The sequence below is a fragment of the Vibrio sp. 378 genome (genome assembly GCF_033339435.1).
This window is the reverse complement of record NZ_JAWOUO010000019.1, coordinates 37398-51724: the sequence shown is the minus strand read 5'-3', so window position 1 is coordinate 51724 and position 14327 is coordinate 37398. Positions and strand designations below refer to the sequence as shown.

The following is a 14327-nucleotide window of genomic DNA, read 5'->3' as shown; positions in this document are numbered from 1 at the left end:
ATCGCACCAATCGCAATGGACGAAGGTCTACGTTTCGCGATCCGTGAAGGTGGCCGTACAGTAGGTGCTGGTGTTGTAGCTAAGATCTTCGACTAATTCATAACGAATTAAACGAAATCTTGCACTGTTCTTCTTTTTGAAGAAAGCGCATCGAAAAGGGAAGCTTAGGCTTCCCTTTTTCATTTCTAGATTACATTTAGTTATAAGTGTTGAAATAAAAGACGTCACTTTTTCGATTTAAAAACAGAGTTTTACCGAATTTATTTCTTAACGCTTTTACTCACCCCTCTTAACCCTTTGATCTTTTCCTGCTGCGGTAAAATCGTTATAACCAAATATTCTGAGCGGACACCATAATGCGACTGGTAACAAGAACTATTCTTGTTTATATTGTTTGTCACAGATTAGTTTTATAGGTTTTTTGAGTATGTACGTTTGTCTTTGCCATGGTGTCTCCGACAAAAAAATTAGGAAGTTGGCGATAGATGAAGGCGTAACAGATATTAAAGGAATCAAAAAGTGCACGGCATTGGGCAGCCAATGTGGTAAGTGCATCAGACAGGCCAAGGAAATTTTAGCGGAAACTAGTTACACGGAATTTAAACAAGCCAGCTAATTGCTGTAAGTATGCAGTAATTATTTGCCTTACATTTTGACACCTTCTCATTTGCTTCTACATTTAAATGAAGCCAAAGAGGAGGGTTTTGTCATGAAAGGCGATCCAATCATCATTCAACATCTCAATAAAGTGCTCGGTAACGAGCTCGTCGCTATTAATCAGTATTTTCTTCACGCCCGAATGTATAAAGACTGGGGCTTAAAGCACCTAGCAGACAAGGAATATCACGAATCTATCGATGAGATGAAGCATGCCGATCATCTAATTGAGCGTATTTTGTTCCTTGAAGGCCTACCGAACCTACAAGATTTAGGTAAGTTGATGATTGGTGAAGATACCAAGGAAATGCTCGAGTGTGACTTAAAGCTTGAAATGGCGGCTATTCCAGATTTAAAAGATGCGATTGCCTACGCTGAAGACATTCGAGATTATGTGTCTCGAGATCTCTTCCAAGATATTCTTGAAGATGAAGAAGAACATGTTGATTGGCTAGAGACGCAACTTGGCTTGATTGAAATGTCTGGTATTGAGAATTATCTCCAAGCGCAATACGTGGACGAAGAGTAACGATACTTTCTGAGTTTGCATACTCCAATAATAGTAAGAAGAAAGAGCACCTGACTCGAAAATCAGGTGCTTAACCCCGTTATCTGGTCTAATCTCTTTTATTATCGGCTTTTTAAGGATATTGCTCGCAATCTTGCCTATGAAGTTTGATTTCTATCCGATAGAATTTATGCCCCCTTACCTAAAAATAAAAAAGAGAAACGTCCATGTCTGAAGACAACCACCAAGCAGCCACTCCAGAAGAAGAACATCGCCAAAAAGCATTGGATTACCATGCTTATCCAACTCCAGGAAAGATTGCTGTCGAACTGACAAAGCCTGCGGAAACGGCGGGTGATCTTGCCCTTGCTTACAGCCCTGGTGTTGCAGAGCCAGTGCGTGAAATCGCACAAAACCCGGATAACGTGTACAAGTACACTGCAAAAGGGAACATGGTTGCTGTTATTTCTAACGGTACCGCTATTCTAGGTCTAGGTAACCTAGGTCCACTTGCATCTAAGCCAGTGATGGAAGGTAAAGCGTTACTGTTTAAGCGTTTTGCAGGTCTTGATTCTATTGATATTGAAGTTAAGCACCGCACGATCGATGAATTTGTTGATACTGTTGCGAGCATTGCAGACACTTTTGGCGGTATCAACCTTGAAGATATTAAAGCACCAGACTGTTTTGAGATTGAAAAGCGTCTGATTGAACGTTGTGATGTACCAGTATTCCACGATGATCAACATGGTACTGCTATTGTAACGGCAGCGGGTATGCTGAATGCAATCGAACTTCAAGGTAAGAAACTTGAAGATTCAACAATTGTTTGTCTTGGCGCTGGCGCTGCCGCTGTAGCGTGTATGGAGCTTCTGATCAAATGCGGCGCAATGCGCGAAAAAATCTACATGCTAGATCGCAAAGGTGTGATTCACACTCGTCGTGATGATCTTAATGAATATAAGCAGCTATTTGCGAACAATACAGATAAGCGCACACTAGAAGACGTGATTGAAGGTGCAGATCTGTTCCTAGGTGTATCTGGTCCAAACCTATTGCCAGCGGAAGCGTTGAAGTTGATGGCAGATAAGCCAATCGTATTCGCATGTTCTAACCCGGATCCTGAAATCAAGCCGGAACTTGCTCACGCAGTTCGTGATGACTTGATCATGGGTACTGGCCGTAGTGATTATCCTAACCAAGTTAACAACGTATTGTGTTTCCCATTCATTTTCCGCGGTGCTCTTGATGTGCGTGCAAGTGAAATCAATGATGAAATGAAACTTGCAGCCGTTGAGGCGATTCGTGAGCTAGCAAAAGAGCCTGTACCTGAAGCCGTATTGAAGGCTGCAGGTGTTGATAAGCTAGAGTTTGGTGCGGACTATATTATTCCAAAACCAATGGATTCACGTTTGCTACCACGTGTTGCAAAAGCGGTTGCTCAGGCGGCGGTTAATTCAGGTGTAGCTCGTATCGAGATGCCTGAAAACTACATGGCAGAGTAATATATCTTTCAGATGTGATACATAAAAAATGGGACGCTATTGCGTCCCATTTTTTATGTCATTCATTTGGCTCGAGGCAAGAGTTATTACCTGAAACCTCTTATCAGGCTTTTTTATTCTTCGTCGAATGACTCAAATTCGATGCCCATTTCCGTCATCAGCGCTTTTACTTCTGTTGGAATATCATCAGGACGGTCTTTACGAAGGTCTTCATCTGTCGGAAGTGGCTGACCTGTGTACGCGTGCAAAAATGCCTCGCATAGCAATTCGCTATTGGTTGCATGGCGTAAGTTATTGATCTGACGGCGAGTACGCTCATCAGTTAGCACCTTTAAAACTTTTAGCGGGATAGAGACGGTAATTTTTTTTACTTGTTCGCTTTTTTTGCCGTGCTCTGCATATGGGCTAATGTATTCGCCATTCCAGTCAGCCATTGCACACCTTCATTTATGTAATCGGTTAAAAATAATTTAGGTGCTGATTTTAGCTGCATTTACCGCCATAAGCAAAGACATATAGACGTCTAGAAGTGTTGACGTCTCATTTTTTGACGAGTAAAGTGAACATAACAGCAAAGGAAGCGTGTTGATCACTTTATGTTACTCATTAGATATAGCGCATTCCTATTTAGAAGTCATTACCCGTGAAAGGATACACCCATGAGCACTCGCAAACCTGCGACCATTGCAGTACGCACTGGTATTGAATCAGACAGCCAATATCATGCTGTCGTTCCACCTATTTATCTTTCCACTAACTATGGTTTTCCTGCTTTTGGTGAAGTGCCCAAGTATGATTACACACGATCTGGTAATCCAAACCGCGGACTGTTGGAAAGTGCGCTATCTGAACTTGAGTCTGGAAAAGGAGCGGTTGTTACTAACTGCGGTACGTCGGCATTAAATTTATGGGTTTCCGCTTTTCTCGGCCCAGATGATCTCATTATTGCTCCTCACGATTGTTATGGCGGCACCTATCGTCTTTTTAATACCCGAGCTAGCAAAGGCGATTTTAAGGTTCAGTTTGTCGATCAATCAGACGAACAGGCTTTAGATGCTGCATTGGCACAAAAACCAAAACTCATTTTGCTAGAAACTCCGTCAAACCCTCTGGTTCGCGTAGTGGATATTGCAGCTACCTGTGAAAAAGCGAAACAAGTCGGCGCGTTAGTTGCGGTGGACAATACCTTTTTGACACCCGTGTACCAAAAACCTTTAGAGCTAGGTGCGGATTTTGTTATCCACTCCACAACAAAGTACATCAACGGTCATTCGGACGTAATTGGTGGGGTAATCATCACCAACACAGAAGCGCATGCAGAAGAGCTTGCATGGTGGGGCAATTGTATTGGTGCAACGGGCACACCTTTCGATAGTTACATGACACTGCGAGGTATTCGTACGCTTGGTGCTCGTATGAAAGTTCATGAAGAGAGCTCACAGCAGGTACTGGCTTACCTACAGAAACAAGCGTTAGTTAAAACTATCTATCATCCAAGCCTGCCGGAACATCCAGGTCATGACATCGCTAAAAAGCAGCAAACGGGCTTTGGCTCTATGTTGAGTTTTGAGTTTGCTGGTTCGTTTGAGCAGTTAAAGGTGTTTGTGAAAGAGCTCCAACTGTTTTCATTAGCTGAATCATTAGGTGGTGTAGAAAGTTTGATTTGCCACCCGGCATCCATGACGCACCGTGCAATGGGTGAGGAGGCGCTGGCGGAGGCTGGGGTCTCTCATCAACTATTGCGTTTGTCTGTCGGTTTGGAAGATGCACAAGACCTCATCACAGATTTAGAACAAGCGTTCGCTAAAGCTACCCAGTAATAGGAGACGATAACAATGACTGTACAACGTCAGCTGCATAAGTTTGGTGGCAGTAGCTTAGCAAACCCAGAATGCTACTTACGCGTTGTGGGTATTCTCAAGGAGTATTCGACAGAAAATGATCTTGTGGTCGTATCTGCTGCAGGAAAAACCACTAACCGCTTGATTGAGTTTTTGGAAGGGTTAAGTAAAGATGGCCGAATTGCGCATGAAGCGCTTCAAAGCTTGAGACAGTTCCAAACTGAGCTAATAGAAAGCTTGTTGGAGAGTGAAGCAAAAGAAGAGCTGTTAGCTTTATTACATGATGAGTTCAGTACTCTCTCGGAGCTAACTGCACCACTCACTAATGCGCAAAAAGCTGCGGTACTGGGACACGGAGAAGTATGGTCTGCTCGCCTATTGGCCGCGTTATTATCTCAACGTTCTATCCCTGCGGTTGCACAAGATGCACGAGCGTTTTTACGTGCAGAAGCGGGAACTCAACCAGAGGTTGATCGCGCTCGTTCATACCCTTTAATTAAAGAGATCCTCGCGCAGCATAACCATAAACGTGTGGTAATTACTGGCTTTATGGCTCAGAACGAGGCAGGAGAAACCATCCTACTTGGTCGTAACGGCTCTGACTATTCTGCAACGGTCATAGGCGCGCTTGCTGAAGTCAGTACTGTCACGATTTGGAGTGATGTTGCTGGTGTCTATAGTGCCGATCCACGTTTGGTGTCTGACGCTTGTTTATTACCGTTACTTCGATTGGATGAAGCCAGTGAACTTGCTCGCTTAGCTGCCCCAGTGCTACACAGTCGTACGCTTCAGCCTGTGGCGCAAAGTACCATGGACCTTAATCTCAAGTGTAGCTATCTGCCAGAGTCGGGTTCTACTCGTATTGAGCGTGTATTGGCATCTGGTCGTGGCGCTAAAATTATTACTTCACTGGATGATGTTTTATTGGTGCAGTTGTCTTTCATGCATGGGCACGACTTCGAAAAAACACAGAGTGATGTATTACAAGCGTTGCAGCGCGCGCAATTAGAGCCATTGGCATTTGAAGCTCAATCCGATCAGCATACGCTACGCTTGGCTTACACCGCAGAAATCGCCGGTGGTGCATTGAAACACTTGCAAGAGCTTGCGGTAGAGGCAGAAATTAAGCTAAAAGAAGGTTACTCGCTCTTAGCTGCGGTAGGTGCAGGCGTTACGAAAAACGCCAATCATTGCTTTGGCTTTTATCAGAAGCTAAAGCACTCTCCGGTAGAATTTATCTCTGAAACAGACTCAGGGCTGAGCCTAGTCGCTGTTTTGCGCCGTACTGATACCGAGGCGTTGGTTCAAACGATTCATAGCCAGTTGTTCCAAGCGCAAAAACGCGTGGCAGTGGCTTTATGTGGCAAGGGTAATATTGGTTCTAGTTGGTTAAATTTATTTGCGACGCAAAAAAGTGAGCTCGAAAAACGTCATGGTATGAGCTTTGATCTTGTCGCGGTTGTGGATAGCCAAACCTATTGGTTCGATGAGCAAGGTATTGAGGCGGTGAGTGTTGCTGAACGATTTGATGATGAAAGCATAGCAAACAATGGGGATTGGCTGGCACGTTTGGGAGCGCTTAAAAGCTACGATGAAGCCGTCGTGCTTGATGTTACCGCGAGTAAAGATTTGGCTCAGCGCTACGTAGAAATCGCACAGCAAGGCATTCATTTGATTTCCGCCAACAAAGTGGCCGGTTCCGCAGATAGTCAGTACTACCATCAGGTTCAAGATGCATTCGCTAAAATTGGTCGTCATTGGCTATACAACGCAACGGTTGGTGCTGGGTTACCGATAAACCATACCGTGCGAGATCTTCGTGAAAGTGGGGATGAAATCGTCGCTCTATCGGGTATTTTCTCGGGGACGCTATCATGGCTGTTCCAACAGTTTGATGGTTCTGTGCCATTTAATGATTTAGTCGATCTTGCTTGGCAGCAAGGGTTAACCGAACCTGACCCTCGTTCTGATTTAGATGGCTCCGATGTAATGCGTAAGTTAGTCATCTTGGCTCGAGAATCGGGCCTAGATATAGAACCAGACAGCGTTAAAGTTGAGTCTTTGGTGCCAGAAGAATTAAGAGAACTGAGCTTAGATGATTTCTTCGATAATGGAGCGTTGTTGAGTGAAATACTTCAAGAGCGTCTGACAAAAGCACAGAGAAACGATCAAGTGCTTCGCTATGTGGCGCGTTTAGAAAAAAATGGTAAAGCAACGGTGGGAGTCGAAGCGTTATCTCGTGAGCACGCGCTCGCCAACTTATTGCCATGCGATAACATTTTTGCCATAGAGAGCAAGTGGTACAAAGATAACCCTCTGGTCATTCGAGGACCAGGCGCAGGCAGAGAAGTGACAGCCGGCGCTATTCAATCCGACCTCAACCGATTGGCTGGTTTATTTTAAAGTTGCGATTGACCTAAAAACCCTGGAATTAATCCAGGGTTTTTTATTCCCCTATCAGTGCCATACTGAAGTCATAACCCGTGCAAAATGGCGAGATGATGCTCAAGTAGAAACTTGAACTATCTTCATTATTAACTTGAGAAAAATTCATAATTACAAGGTTGACATTAAATCGTATTCAATACATTCTGTAGACATATAGACGTCTAAACGTCGATTTTAAGGATTTGTTTTCGTGGCGGAGTGCCGCAGGGAGAGTAAGATGGGATATACGCACGCAGGCCATATCGACGCCTTGAACCAGAATATTGCTGAGTTATCAGATAACATCAATGTATCGTTTGAGTTTTTTCCGCCAAGCAGCGCTAAGATGGAAGAAACACTTTGGAATTCAGTGCACCGTCTTAAAACGCTTCAACCTAAATTTGTTTCTGTGACTTACGGTGCGAACTCCGGCGAGCGTGACAGAACACACTCCATCATTAAAGAAATTAAAGCAACAACCGGATTGGTTGCCGCTCCCCATCTCACTTGTATTGATGCGACTCGTGAAGAGTTGATTAATATTGCCGATGATTATTGGAACAATGGTATTGAAAATATCGTCGCTCTGCGTGGTGATATTCCTCCAGGTGGCGGTGCGCCTGATATGTATGCCTCGGATTTGGTTGAGCTGCTGAAATCACGCCACGATTTCGATATCTCCGTTGCAGCATTCCCTGAGGTTCACCCTGAAGCTAAAAGCGCACAGTCTGACTTATTGAACCTAAAACGTAAGGTAGATGCAGGTGCAAACCGTGCTATTACTCAGTTCTTTTTTGACGTTGAGTCTTACCTGCGATTCCGTGACCGTTGTGTAGCGGCAGGAATTGACGTAGAAATTGTGCCAGGAATTTTGCCTGTATCGAACTTTAAGCAAGCGTCTCGCTTTGCGGCACAGAACAACGTGAAAGTACCAGGATGGATGAGCAAACAATTCGATGGCTTGGATGATGATCCGGTGACTCGCCAGCTTGTAGGAGCTAGCCAAGCTATTGATATGGTGCGTGTACTGAGTCGTGAAGGAGTTAAGGATTTTCACTTCTACACACTAAACCGTGCAGAGATGACTTACGCGTTATGCCATACGTTGGGTGTTCGTCCTCGCGCAGTAGTCGGTGCGTAAATCTGGTTTCAAAAAGATAAAAGGCTTGCCAAGTGGCAAGCCTTTTTCGTTTTATCAAAGCAAAAGGAGTTTAACCAATCACTTCAAGTTCAGTTAGAACTTCTTCTGCCCAAGTGATCCAAGTTTCACGTAACAGAAGGTTACGGCGAAGCGTTAGACGTTCTAGGCGAGCTTGTTTATCTAAAGTTGACGGCGTTGCGTAGTAAGCCGCTTCAATTTCTTTGTAGTGAGAAACCAGTTTGCGAGACTCTTCAACTAGCTCGGCGAGTTGGTCACGGAATGGAGCCGCAGGTTGAACGGCACATGCCATCAATTTCGCTGAAAACTCATCACGAACTGTTGGGTGTGCAGTTGGTTGATCAAACCACTCTCCTAAAGCGCTGCGACCAGCGTCTGTAATGGAGTAAACCTTGCGGTCTGGTTTGCCTTCTTGGGGTTCTAATACGCAAGTAACCAGTTCTTTCTCAGCCATTTTGTTGAGTTCACGGTACACCTGTTGGTGGCTTGCTTTCCAGAAGTAACCGATGCTAGCAGAGAATTCTTTAGTGATATCGTAACCGGTTGCGTCGCGAGTGCTAAGAACAGTTAAGATTACGTGTGGTAATGACATGTCTTCAATCCAAATGGTCAATAAACTTGTAAACAAGCTACTTATACTTTCAGCTGCGCTCTTACTGGCACTTGAGTTTTTTAATGTATAAGTAGCACCAACAATGTTGGTCCTGTCACCTTAAAGCCGTTTATCACCTAGAGAGATGGGGAGTCCCATCAAGGCTGGAGCAGGTATGATTGGATTTATGAGCTCTCAGCAGGCAAGTAGTATATAAATAATAAGCATGAAGTGGAATAGTAGGACAAAATTACCCTAAAAAACTAACATAATAATCAATAGTGTTAACTTGTGGTTTTTTGTTCTTTTATTTTGGTATTTTTTGGGTCTATTATGGTTTATTTGACTGCTTTTGTTTTGGTGAGATTATCCTGTGATAAAAAAAAGCTGAGCATTTGCCCAGCTTTTTATTAAAAATGAAATGATTAGCCTGTGTTACGCATACCAGCAGCAATACCAGCAATCGTCACCATCAACGCTTCTTCCAAGTTTGCAGAAGCTTCTTCGGTTTGACGCGTGCGGTATAGTAGCTCTGCTTGTAGCATATTCAATGGCTCAACGTAGATATTGCGTAAGCGAATCGACTCGAGTCCCCAAGGGTCATGCTGCATCAAGTTTTCGTTGTTCTCTACATTCAGTACCGCTTTGATGTCTTCTTGAAGCTGAGCACGAAGTTTTTCACCGAGTGGACGGAGCGACTCATCCACCAATCGCTCATCGTAGTAGCGAGAGATATCAATATTACACTTCGAGTACACCATCTCTAGCATGCCGAGACGAGTAGAGAAAAACGGCCATTCGCGGCACATCTCTTCGAGCAATGCTTGGTGGCCTTTATCGATCGAGTATTGAATCGCTTCACCTGCGCCTAGCCATGCAGGAAGTACCAAACGGTTTTGACTCCATGAGAAGATCCACGGGATTGCACGTAAGCTCTCTACTCCGCCCTTAGGGTTTCGTTTTGCAGGACGAGAACCAAGTGGCAACTTGCCGAGTTCGAGTTCTGGTGTTGCTTGGCGGAAGTAAGGCACGAAATCTGGCTCGCCACGAACCACATTTCGGTAAGACTCACAGCTTACTTCTGATAGCACTTCCATCAAGTCGCGCCATTCTTGTTTTGGCTCTGGTGGCGGTAACAAGTTGGCTTCCAGAATCGCACTTGCATATAGGTTAAAGCTGTTTACTGCGACATCTGGGAGTCCCAGTTTAAAGCGGATCATCTCGCCTTGCTCTGTTACACGTAAACCGCCTTTCAAGCTTTTTGGTGGTTGCGACAAAAGCGCAGCATGCGCAGGCGCACCACCGCGACCGACTGTGCCCCCACGACCATGGAATAGAGTTAGCTCAACGCCTTCTTCTTCAGCCACTTTAACTAACGATTCCATCGCATGATACTGAGCCCAACCAGCAGACATAACACCTGCATCTTTCGCTGAGTCAGAGTAACCAATCATGACCATCTGGTGGTTTTGGATAAAACCACGGTAAAGGTCAATCCCCATAAGCTGCTTAATGACCGATTCTGCGTTGTTCAAATCGTCTAGCGTTTCGAACAGAGGACACACATCCATGCGGTAAGGGCAACCTGCTTCTTGTAGCAGTAGATGAACGGCTAGTACGTCAGAGGCGGTACGTGCCATTGAAATAACGTAAGCGCCAAACGCTTCACGCGGTTGTGCTGCAACAATCTTGCAGGTATCCAAAACCTCTTTGACGGGTTCAGACGGTTCCCAATCACGAGGGAGAAGCGGACGTTTAGATGCCAGCTCGTTAGTTAGAAAAGCAATCTTATCTTGCTCACTCCATTGTTCGTAATCACCAATACCTAAGTAGCGAGTTAGTTCAGACAAGACGTCTGAGTGACGCGTGCTCTCTTGGCGGATATCAAGACGTACAAGATGGATACCAAATGCTTTTACGCGGCGTAGTGTATCCAGTAGTGAGCCGTTGGCTATTACACCCATGCCACATTCGTTTAGTGACTGGTAGCAGGCATACAGCGGTTCCCAAAGTTGCTCGACTTTTTGCAGTGGGGCTTTAACGGCCAGTTTTTGACCGTGGATCTTAGCATCGAGAATATCTTTGGTTTCATTGAGCAGAGTGCGTAATTGCTTCAGGATCGCACGGTATGGTTCGTGCTGATCTTCGCCAGCAAGTTCACGGACTTGATCGTTTGAAACTGTCATAGACAGCTCGCTGATCAACTCGTTGATGTCATTGAGATAAAGATCGGCGGCTTTCCAACGAGACAATAGTAAGACTTCACGCGTAACGTTGTGAGTAACAAACGGGTTACCGTCACGGTCACCGCCCATCCAAGAGGAGAAGTGCACTGGGCGAGCATCAATGGGTAAACCTTCTCCAAGGTAAGATTTTAGACGGTCATTCATCTCACGTAGGAAGTCCGGTACTGCTTCCCATAGAGAGTTTTCAACGACCGCAAAGCCCCACTTTGCTTCATCCAACGGAGTAGGGCGTTGTTGTCGAATCACGTCTGAATGCCAGCCTTGGGCAATCAGTTGCTCTAGGCGGCGTTCGGTTTTTCTGCGCTCTTTAGAAGAAAGATCGCTTAGCTCCAACTTTGATAAGCACTCGTTTATCTTGACCAGTTTGTTGATCATCGTACGGCGCGTAATTTCTGTTGGGTGAGCCGTCAATACCAATTCAATATTCAGATCACGAACCGCTTGAGCAGTGTCCAGTTTGCTCACATCGTTTTGTACCAGTTTAGAAAACAGCGAGTTAATCGCGTCTGGTTCGCAAATGTGCTCTTCACAATGGCGTGAAATCGTGTGGTATTGCTCAGCGATATTGGTGAGGTTTAGAAATTGGTTAAACGCGCGAGTAACGGGCGTTAGCTGCTCATCAGGTAGATGTTTGATTTCTTCGATCAAGCTGTCCCTGTCTGCTTGATTCCCTGCTTGAGCTGATTTGGATAATTTACGAATGGTTTCCACTTTCTCGAAGATTTCTTCGCCATGGGCATCGCGAATGGTGTTACCCAATAAGTGGCCTAACATGCGCACATTACTTTTGAGTGCGGCGTATTTCTCGTTCATTGTCGTCCTGCCTCGTAAAAAAACTACATCCATTGTCCTTGTTAAGACTCCAATCTAGCGAAAAGCACCAGTTATAGTCAAATAAAGCAGACTAAGTTTGCAATTATTCCGCTGTCTCCTGATTTAGAGCAAATTTACGGCAGCCATAGAGTAAGAAGTGAAAATTAATTACAAAATAACAAGTTAAATAAGTGTTAAGACTAGCGCTAAATTGTGAAGATAAAAAGATGCAGCTCAATCGAGCTGCACAGACTTTCGAGCTTAAACGCGTATTAACAGCAGTACTTGACCATCGCCTTTGAAAGCACATCAATTGTGGGGTCGATAAAGTCGAAGGATAGAAACTCATCCGGTTGATGGGCTTGGTCGATTGACCCAGGGCCGAGCACCAAGGTTGGACACAACTGCTGTAGAAATGGTGCTTCAGTACAGTAGTTCACGGTTTCTGAACTAGTTTGGCAAATCTCTTCAACACCACCAATAAATGGGTGGTCATGCTGGCATTCGTAACCCGGAATAGGCTCATGCAATGGAATAATCTCCAGTCTCCCAGGCCATTTCGCTTCGACTTCTTTTAATGCTCCGCGCAACATGTTCTCTAAACCATCAAGGCTAATGCCGGGAAGAGGACGCACGTCGTAATGCAGCTCACAGCAACCACAAATACGGTTAGCGCTGTCACCACCGTGAATGTGTCCAAGATTTAGGGTAGGGCTTGGAATGGCAAAACCCGGATGGTGATATTCTTTAATCAATTTGTCACGCAGTTGCATCATGGCGAACATGACTTCATGCATGATCTCAATAGCGTTAACGCCAAGCGCTGGGTCCGATGAGTGACCGGACTTGCCTGTTACGCGAATGGCATTTGCCACATGCCCTTTATGACCTCGAATTGGTACAAGGCTGGTGGGTTCACCAATGATGCAGTAATCCGGCTTAAATGGGGCGTTTGCTGTGAAATGTCGCGCGCCCAACATGGTGGTCTCTTCGTCACAAGTGGCTAATACGTAGAGTGGTTTGCTCTGCTTGCTCCAATCGACTTTCTTCACTGCTTCATAAATAAAGGCGAAAAAGCCTTTCATGTCTGCTGTGCCTAAACCGTAGAAGCGGTTGTCTTTTTCCGTCAGTTTATGCGGATCGAAATTCCATCGCCCTTGATCGAATGGCACGGTATCACTATGGCCAGCAAGTAAAAGGCCACCTTCACCCTCACCCATACGTGCGATCATATTGTGCTTGCCTGGCTCGACTTCGATCACTTCAACGCTAAAACCCAGATCTTTAAACCAAGATGCGAGTTTTTCGATGACTTTTGCATTGCCCTGATCCCAGCTCGGATCCGTGGAGCTGATAGAAGAGGTGCTGATGAGTCCTTCATAGACCTCTAGAAAAGTTGGTAATTGCATGGATTCTTCAAATCTCCTGTTGACAGACAGACCACAAAAATGTAAAACACATATTAAATCATATTTAATGAATAAAAAATCAAAATAAAGCAAAAATTAAATATGAATAGTCATTTGAGCCTTTAAGTATATGGATGTTACACAATGCTAAAAACCACGATTATTGGAGCCAGCGGTTACACCGGCGCAGAGTTAGCGTTAATGGTTAATAAACACCCACAACTCACGCTATCAGGTTTATACGTTTCCGCCAACAGTGTTGATGCGGGAAAGAGCATCGCGCAGCTGCACGGTAAGCTAGCGGGCATCATTGATATGCCAGTTTTACCACTAACGGATCCACTGCAAATCGCTCAAGAATCGGACGTGGTGTTTTTGGCAACGGCTCACGAAGTCAGCCATGATTTAGCCCCAACTTTCTTGGAGGCAGGCTGTCAGGTATTCGATTTATCGGGTGCATTCCGTGTGAAAAGTGAAGGCTTTTACGACACTTTTTATGGCTTCGAACATCAACATAACAACTGGCTAGATAAAGCAGCATACGGCTTAGCAGAGTGGAACCAAGAATCAATAAAAACCACTCCTTTGATTGCAGTAGCAGGTTGCTACCCAACCGCTTCACAGCTTGCAATCAAACCTTTATTAGAACATGCGTTGCTCGATACCAACCAATGGCCAGTGATCAACGCAACCAGTGGTGTATCAGGTGCAGGGCGTAAAGCCTCCATGGTTAACAGCTTCTGTGAAGTGAGCTTGCAACCTTATGGTGTATTTAACCATCGTCACCAGCCAGAGATTGCTCAGCACTTGGGTTGCGATGTGATTTTTACTCCGCACCTCGGCAACTTTAAACGCGGCATTCTTGCCACTATCACCATGAAGCTTGCGCAAGGTGTGACAGAAGCACAAGTGGCACAGGCGTTTGAACAAGCTTATCAAGGCAAGCCTGCGGTGCGTCTTAAAGGCGACGGTATTCCACGTATTCAGGATGTCGAAAATACCCATTTCTGTGATATCGGCTGGAAGGTACAAGGCGAACACATCATTGTGATTTCAGCTATCGACAACCTACTTAAAGGTGCATCGAGTCAAGCGATGCAATGTCTCAATATTCATTACGGTTACCCAGAACTGACAGCGTTGCTGTAGTCGTTGAAAGAGGGAAATGCG

At 45.0% G+C, this 14327-nt stretch carries 11 protein-coding genes and 1 pseudogene; 8 read left to right on the top strand and 4 right to left on the bottom strand.

Annotated features, from left to right (window positions below):
• The 4 genes and pseudogenes from R7Q48_RS21905 to R7Q48_RS21890 all read left to right on the top strand — a co-directional run.
• Positions 1-96: pseudogene (locus R7Q48_RS21905) on the top strand (elongation factor Tu); the annotation flags it as partial.
• A gap of 331 nt (positions 97-427) precedes the next feature.
• Positions 428-616, top strand: coding sequence for a (2Fe-2S)-binding protein (locus R7Q48_RS21900; RefSeq protein ID WP_005381360.1), 189 nt, complete (start codon positions 428-430; stop codon positions 614-616).
• A gap of 93 nt (positions 617-709) precedes the next feature.
• A complete protein-coding gene (gene bfr / locus R7Q48_RS21895) occupies positions 710-1186 on the top strand; it encodes a bacterioferritin (RefSeq protein WP_005381359.1) in 477 nt (158 codons plus the stop codon).
• 206 nt (positions 1187-1392) lie between these two features.
• Entirely contained in the window at positions 1393-2670 is a 1278-nt protein-coding gene (locus R7Q48_RS21890) for a malic enzyme-like NAD(P)-binding protein (protein ID WP_005381358.1), read from the top strand.
• Between the two features lie 113 nt (positions 2671-2783).
• On the opposite strand, the gene metJ is transcribed toward R7Q48_RS21890, so the two are convergent.
• On the bottom strand, positions 2784-3104 hold the full coding sequence (metJ, locus tag R7Q48_RS21885; protein WP_005381353.1) for a met regulon transcriptional regulator MetJ: 321 nt from the start codon (positions 3102-3104) through the stop codon (positions 2784-2786).
• 225 nt (positions 3105-3329) lie between these two features.
• Between metJ and R7Q48_RS21880 the strand changes: the two genes are divergently transcribed.
• The 3 genes from R7Q48_RS21880 (at position 3330) to metF (ending at position 8079) form a co-directional block, all read left to right on the top strand.
• Complete coding sequence (locus R7Q48_RS21880) at positions 3330-4490, top strand: O-succinylhomoserine (thiol)-lyase (protein ID WP_017821741.1); 1161 nt, start codon at positions 3330-3332, stop codon at positions 4488-4490.
• 15 nt (positions 4491-4505) lie between these two features.
• Positions 4506-6914 carry a bifunctional aspartate kinase/homoserine dehydrogenase II gene (locus tag R7Q48_RS21875; RefSeq protein WP_149191983.1) on the top strand — a complete coding sequence of 803 codons (2409 nt, stop codon included), beginning with the start codon at positions 4506-4508 and terminating at the stop codon, positions 6912-6914.
• Positions 6915-7176: 262 nt separating this feature from the next.
• Positions 7177-8079: a methylenetetrahydrofolate reductase gene (gene metF / locus R7Q48_RS21870; RefSeq protein ID WP_005381345.1), complete on the top strand. Its 903-nt coding sequence runs from the start codon at positions 7177-7179 to the stop codon at positions 8077-8079.
• A 70-nt stretch (positions 8080-8149) separates the two neighbouring features.
• Here the strand turns inward: metF and R7Q48_RS21865 are convergent, their stop codons facing one another.
• The 3 genes from R7Q48_RS21865 to argE all read right to left on the bottom strand — a co-directional run bounded on the left by R7Q48_RS21865 (position 8150) and on the right by argE (position 13157).
• The gene (locus R7Q48_RS21865; protein WP_005382791.1) at positions 8150-8689 is read right to left on the bottom strand and encodes a PadR family transcriptional regulator; all 540 of its coding nucleotides are present in this window, start codon (positions 8687-8689) and stop codon (positions 8150-8152) included.
• A gap of 425 nt (positions 8690-9114) precedes the next feature.
• A complete protein-coding gene (ppc, locus tag R7Q48_RS21860) occupies positions 9115-11748 on the bottom strand; it encodes a phosphoenolpyruvate carboxylase (RefSeq protein WP_005381336.1) in 2634 nt (877 codons plus the stop codon).
• 272 nt (positions 11749-12020) lie between these two features.
• Positions 12021-13157 carry an acetylornithine deacetylase gene (argE, locus tag R7Q48_RS21855; protein ID WP_005381335.1) on the bottom strand — a complete coding sequence of 379 codons (1137 nt, stop codon included), beginning with the start codon at positions 13155-13157 and terminating at the stop codon, positions 12021-12023.
• Between the two features lie 144 nt (positions 13158-13301).
• Between argE and argC the strand changes: the two genes are divergently transcribed.
• Complete coding sequence (argC, locus tag R7Q48_RS21850) at positions 13302-14306, top strand: N-acetyl-gamma-glutamyl-phosphate reductase (RefSeq protein WP_256903374.1); 1005 nt, start codon at positions 13302-13304, stop codon at positions 14304-14306.
• Positions 14307-14327: the final 21 nt, after the last annotated feature.

Coding starts and splice junctions, on each gene's coding strand:
- metF (WP_005381345.1), top strand. CDS start 7,177: ATGGGATATACGCACGCAGGCCATATCGACGCCTTGAACCAGAATATT.
- R7Q48_RS21890 (WP_005381358.1), top strand. CDS start 1,393: ATGTCTGAAGACAACCACCAAGCAGCCACTCCAGAAGAAGAACATCGC.
- R7Q48_RS21880 (WP_017821741.1), top strand. CDS start 3,330: ATGAGCACTCGCAAACCTGCGACCATTGCAGTACGCACTGGTATTGAA.
- argE (WP_005381335.1), bottom strand. CDS start 13,157: ATGCAATTACCAACTTTTCTAGAGGTCTATGAAGGACTCATCAGCACC.
- R7Q48_RS21875 (WP_149191983.1), top strand. CDS start 4,506: ATGACTGTACAACGTCAGCTGCATAAGTTTGGTGGCAGTAGCTTAGCA.
- R7Q48_RS21865 (WP_005382791.1), bottom strand. CDS start 8,689: ATGTCATTACCACACGTAATCTTAACTGTTCTTAGCACTCGCGACGCA.
- argC (WP_256903374.1), top strand. CDS start 13,302: ATGCTAAAAACCACGATTATTGGAGCCAGCGGTTACACCGGCGCAGAG.
- R7Q48_RS21900 (WP_005381360.1), top strand. CDS start 428: ATGTACGTTTGTCTTTGCCATGGTGTCTCCGACAAAAAAATTAGGAAG.
- ppc (WP_005381336.1), bottom strand. CDS start 11,748: ATGAACGAGAAATACGCCGCACTCAAAAGTAATGTGCGCATGTTAGGC.
- bfr (WP_005381359.1), top strand. CDS start 710: ATGAAAGGCGATCCAATCATCATTCAACATCTCAATAAAGTGCTCGGT.
- metJ (WP_005381353.1), bottom strand. CDS start 3,104: ATGGCTGACTGGAATGGCGAATACATTAGCCCATATGCAGAGCACGGC.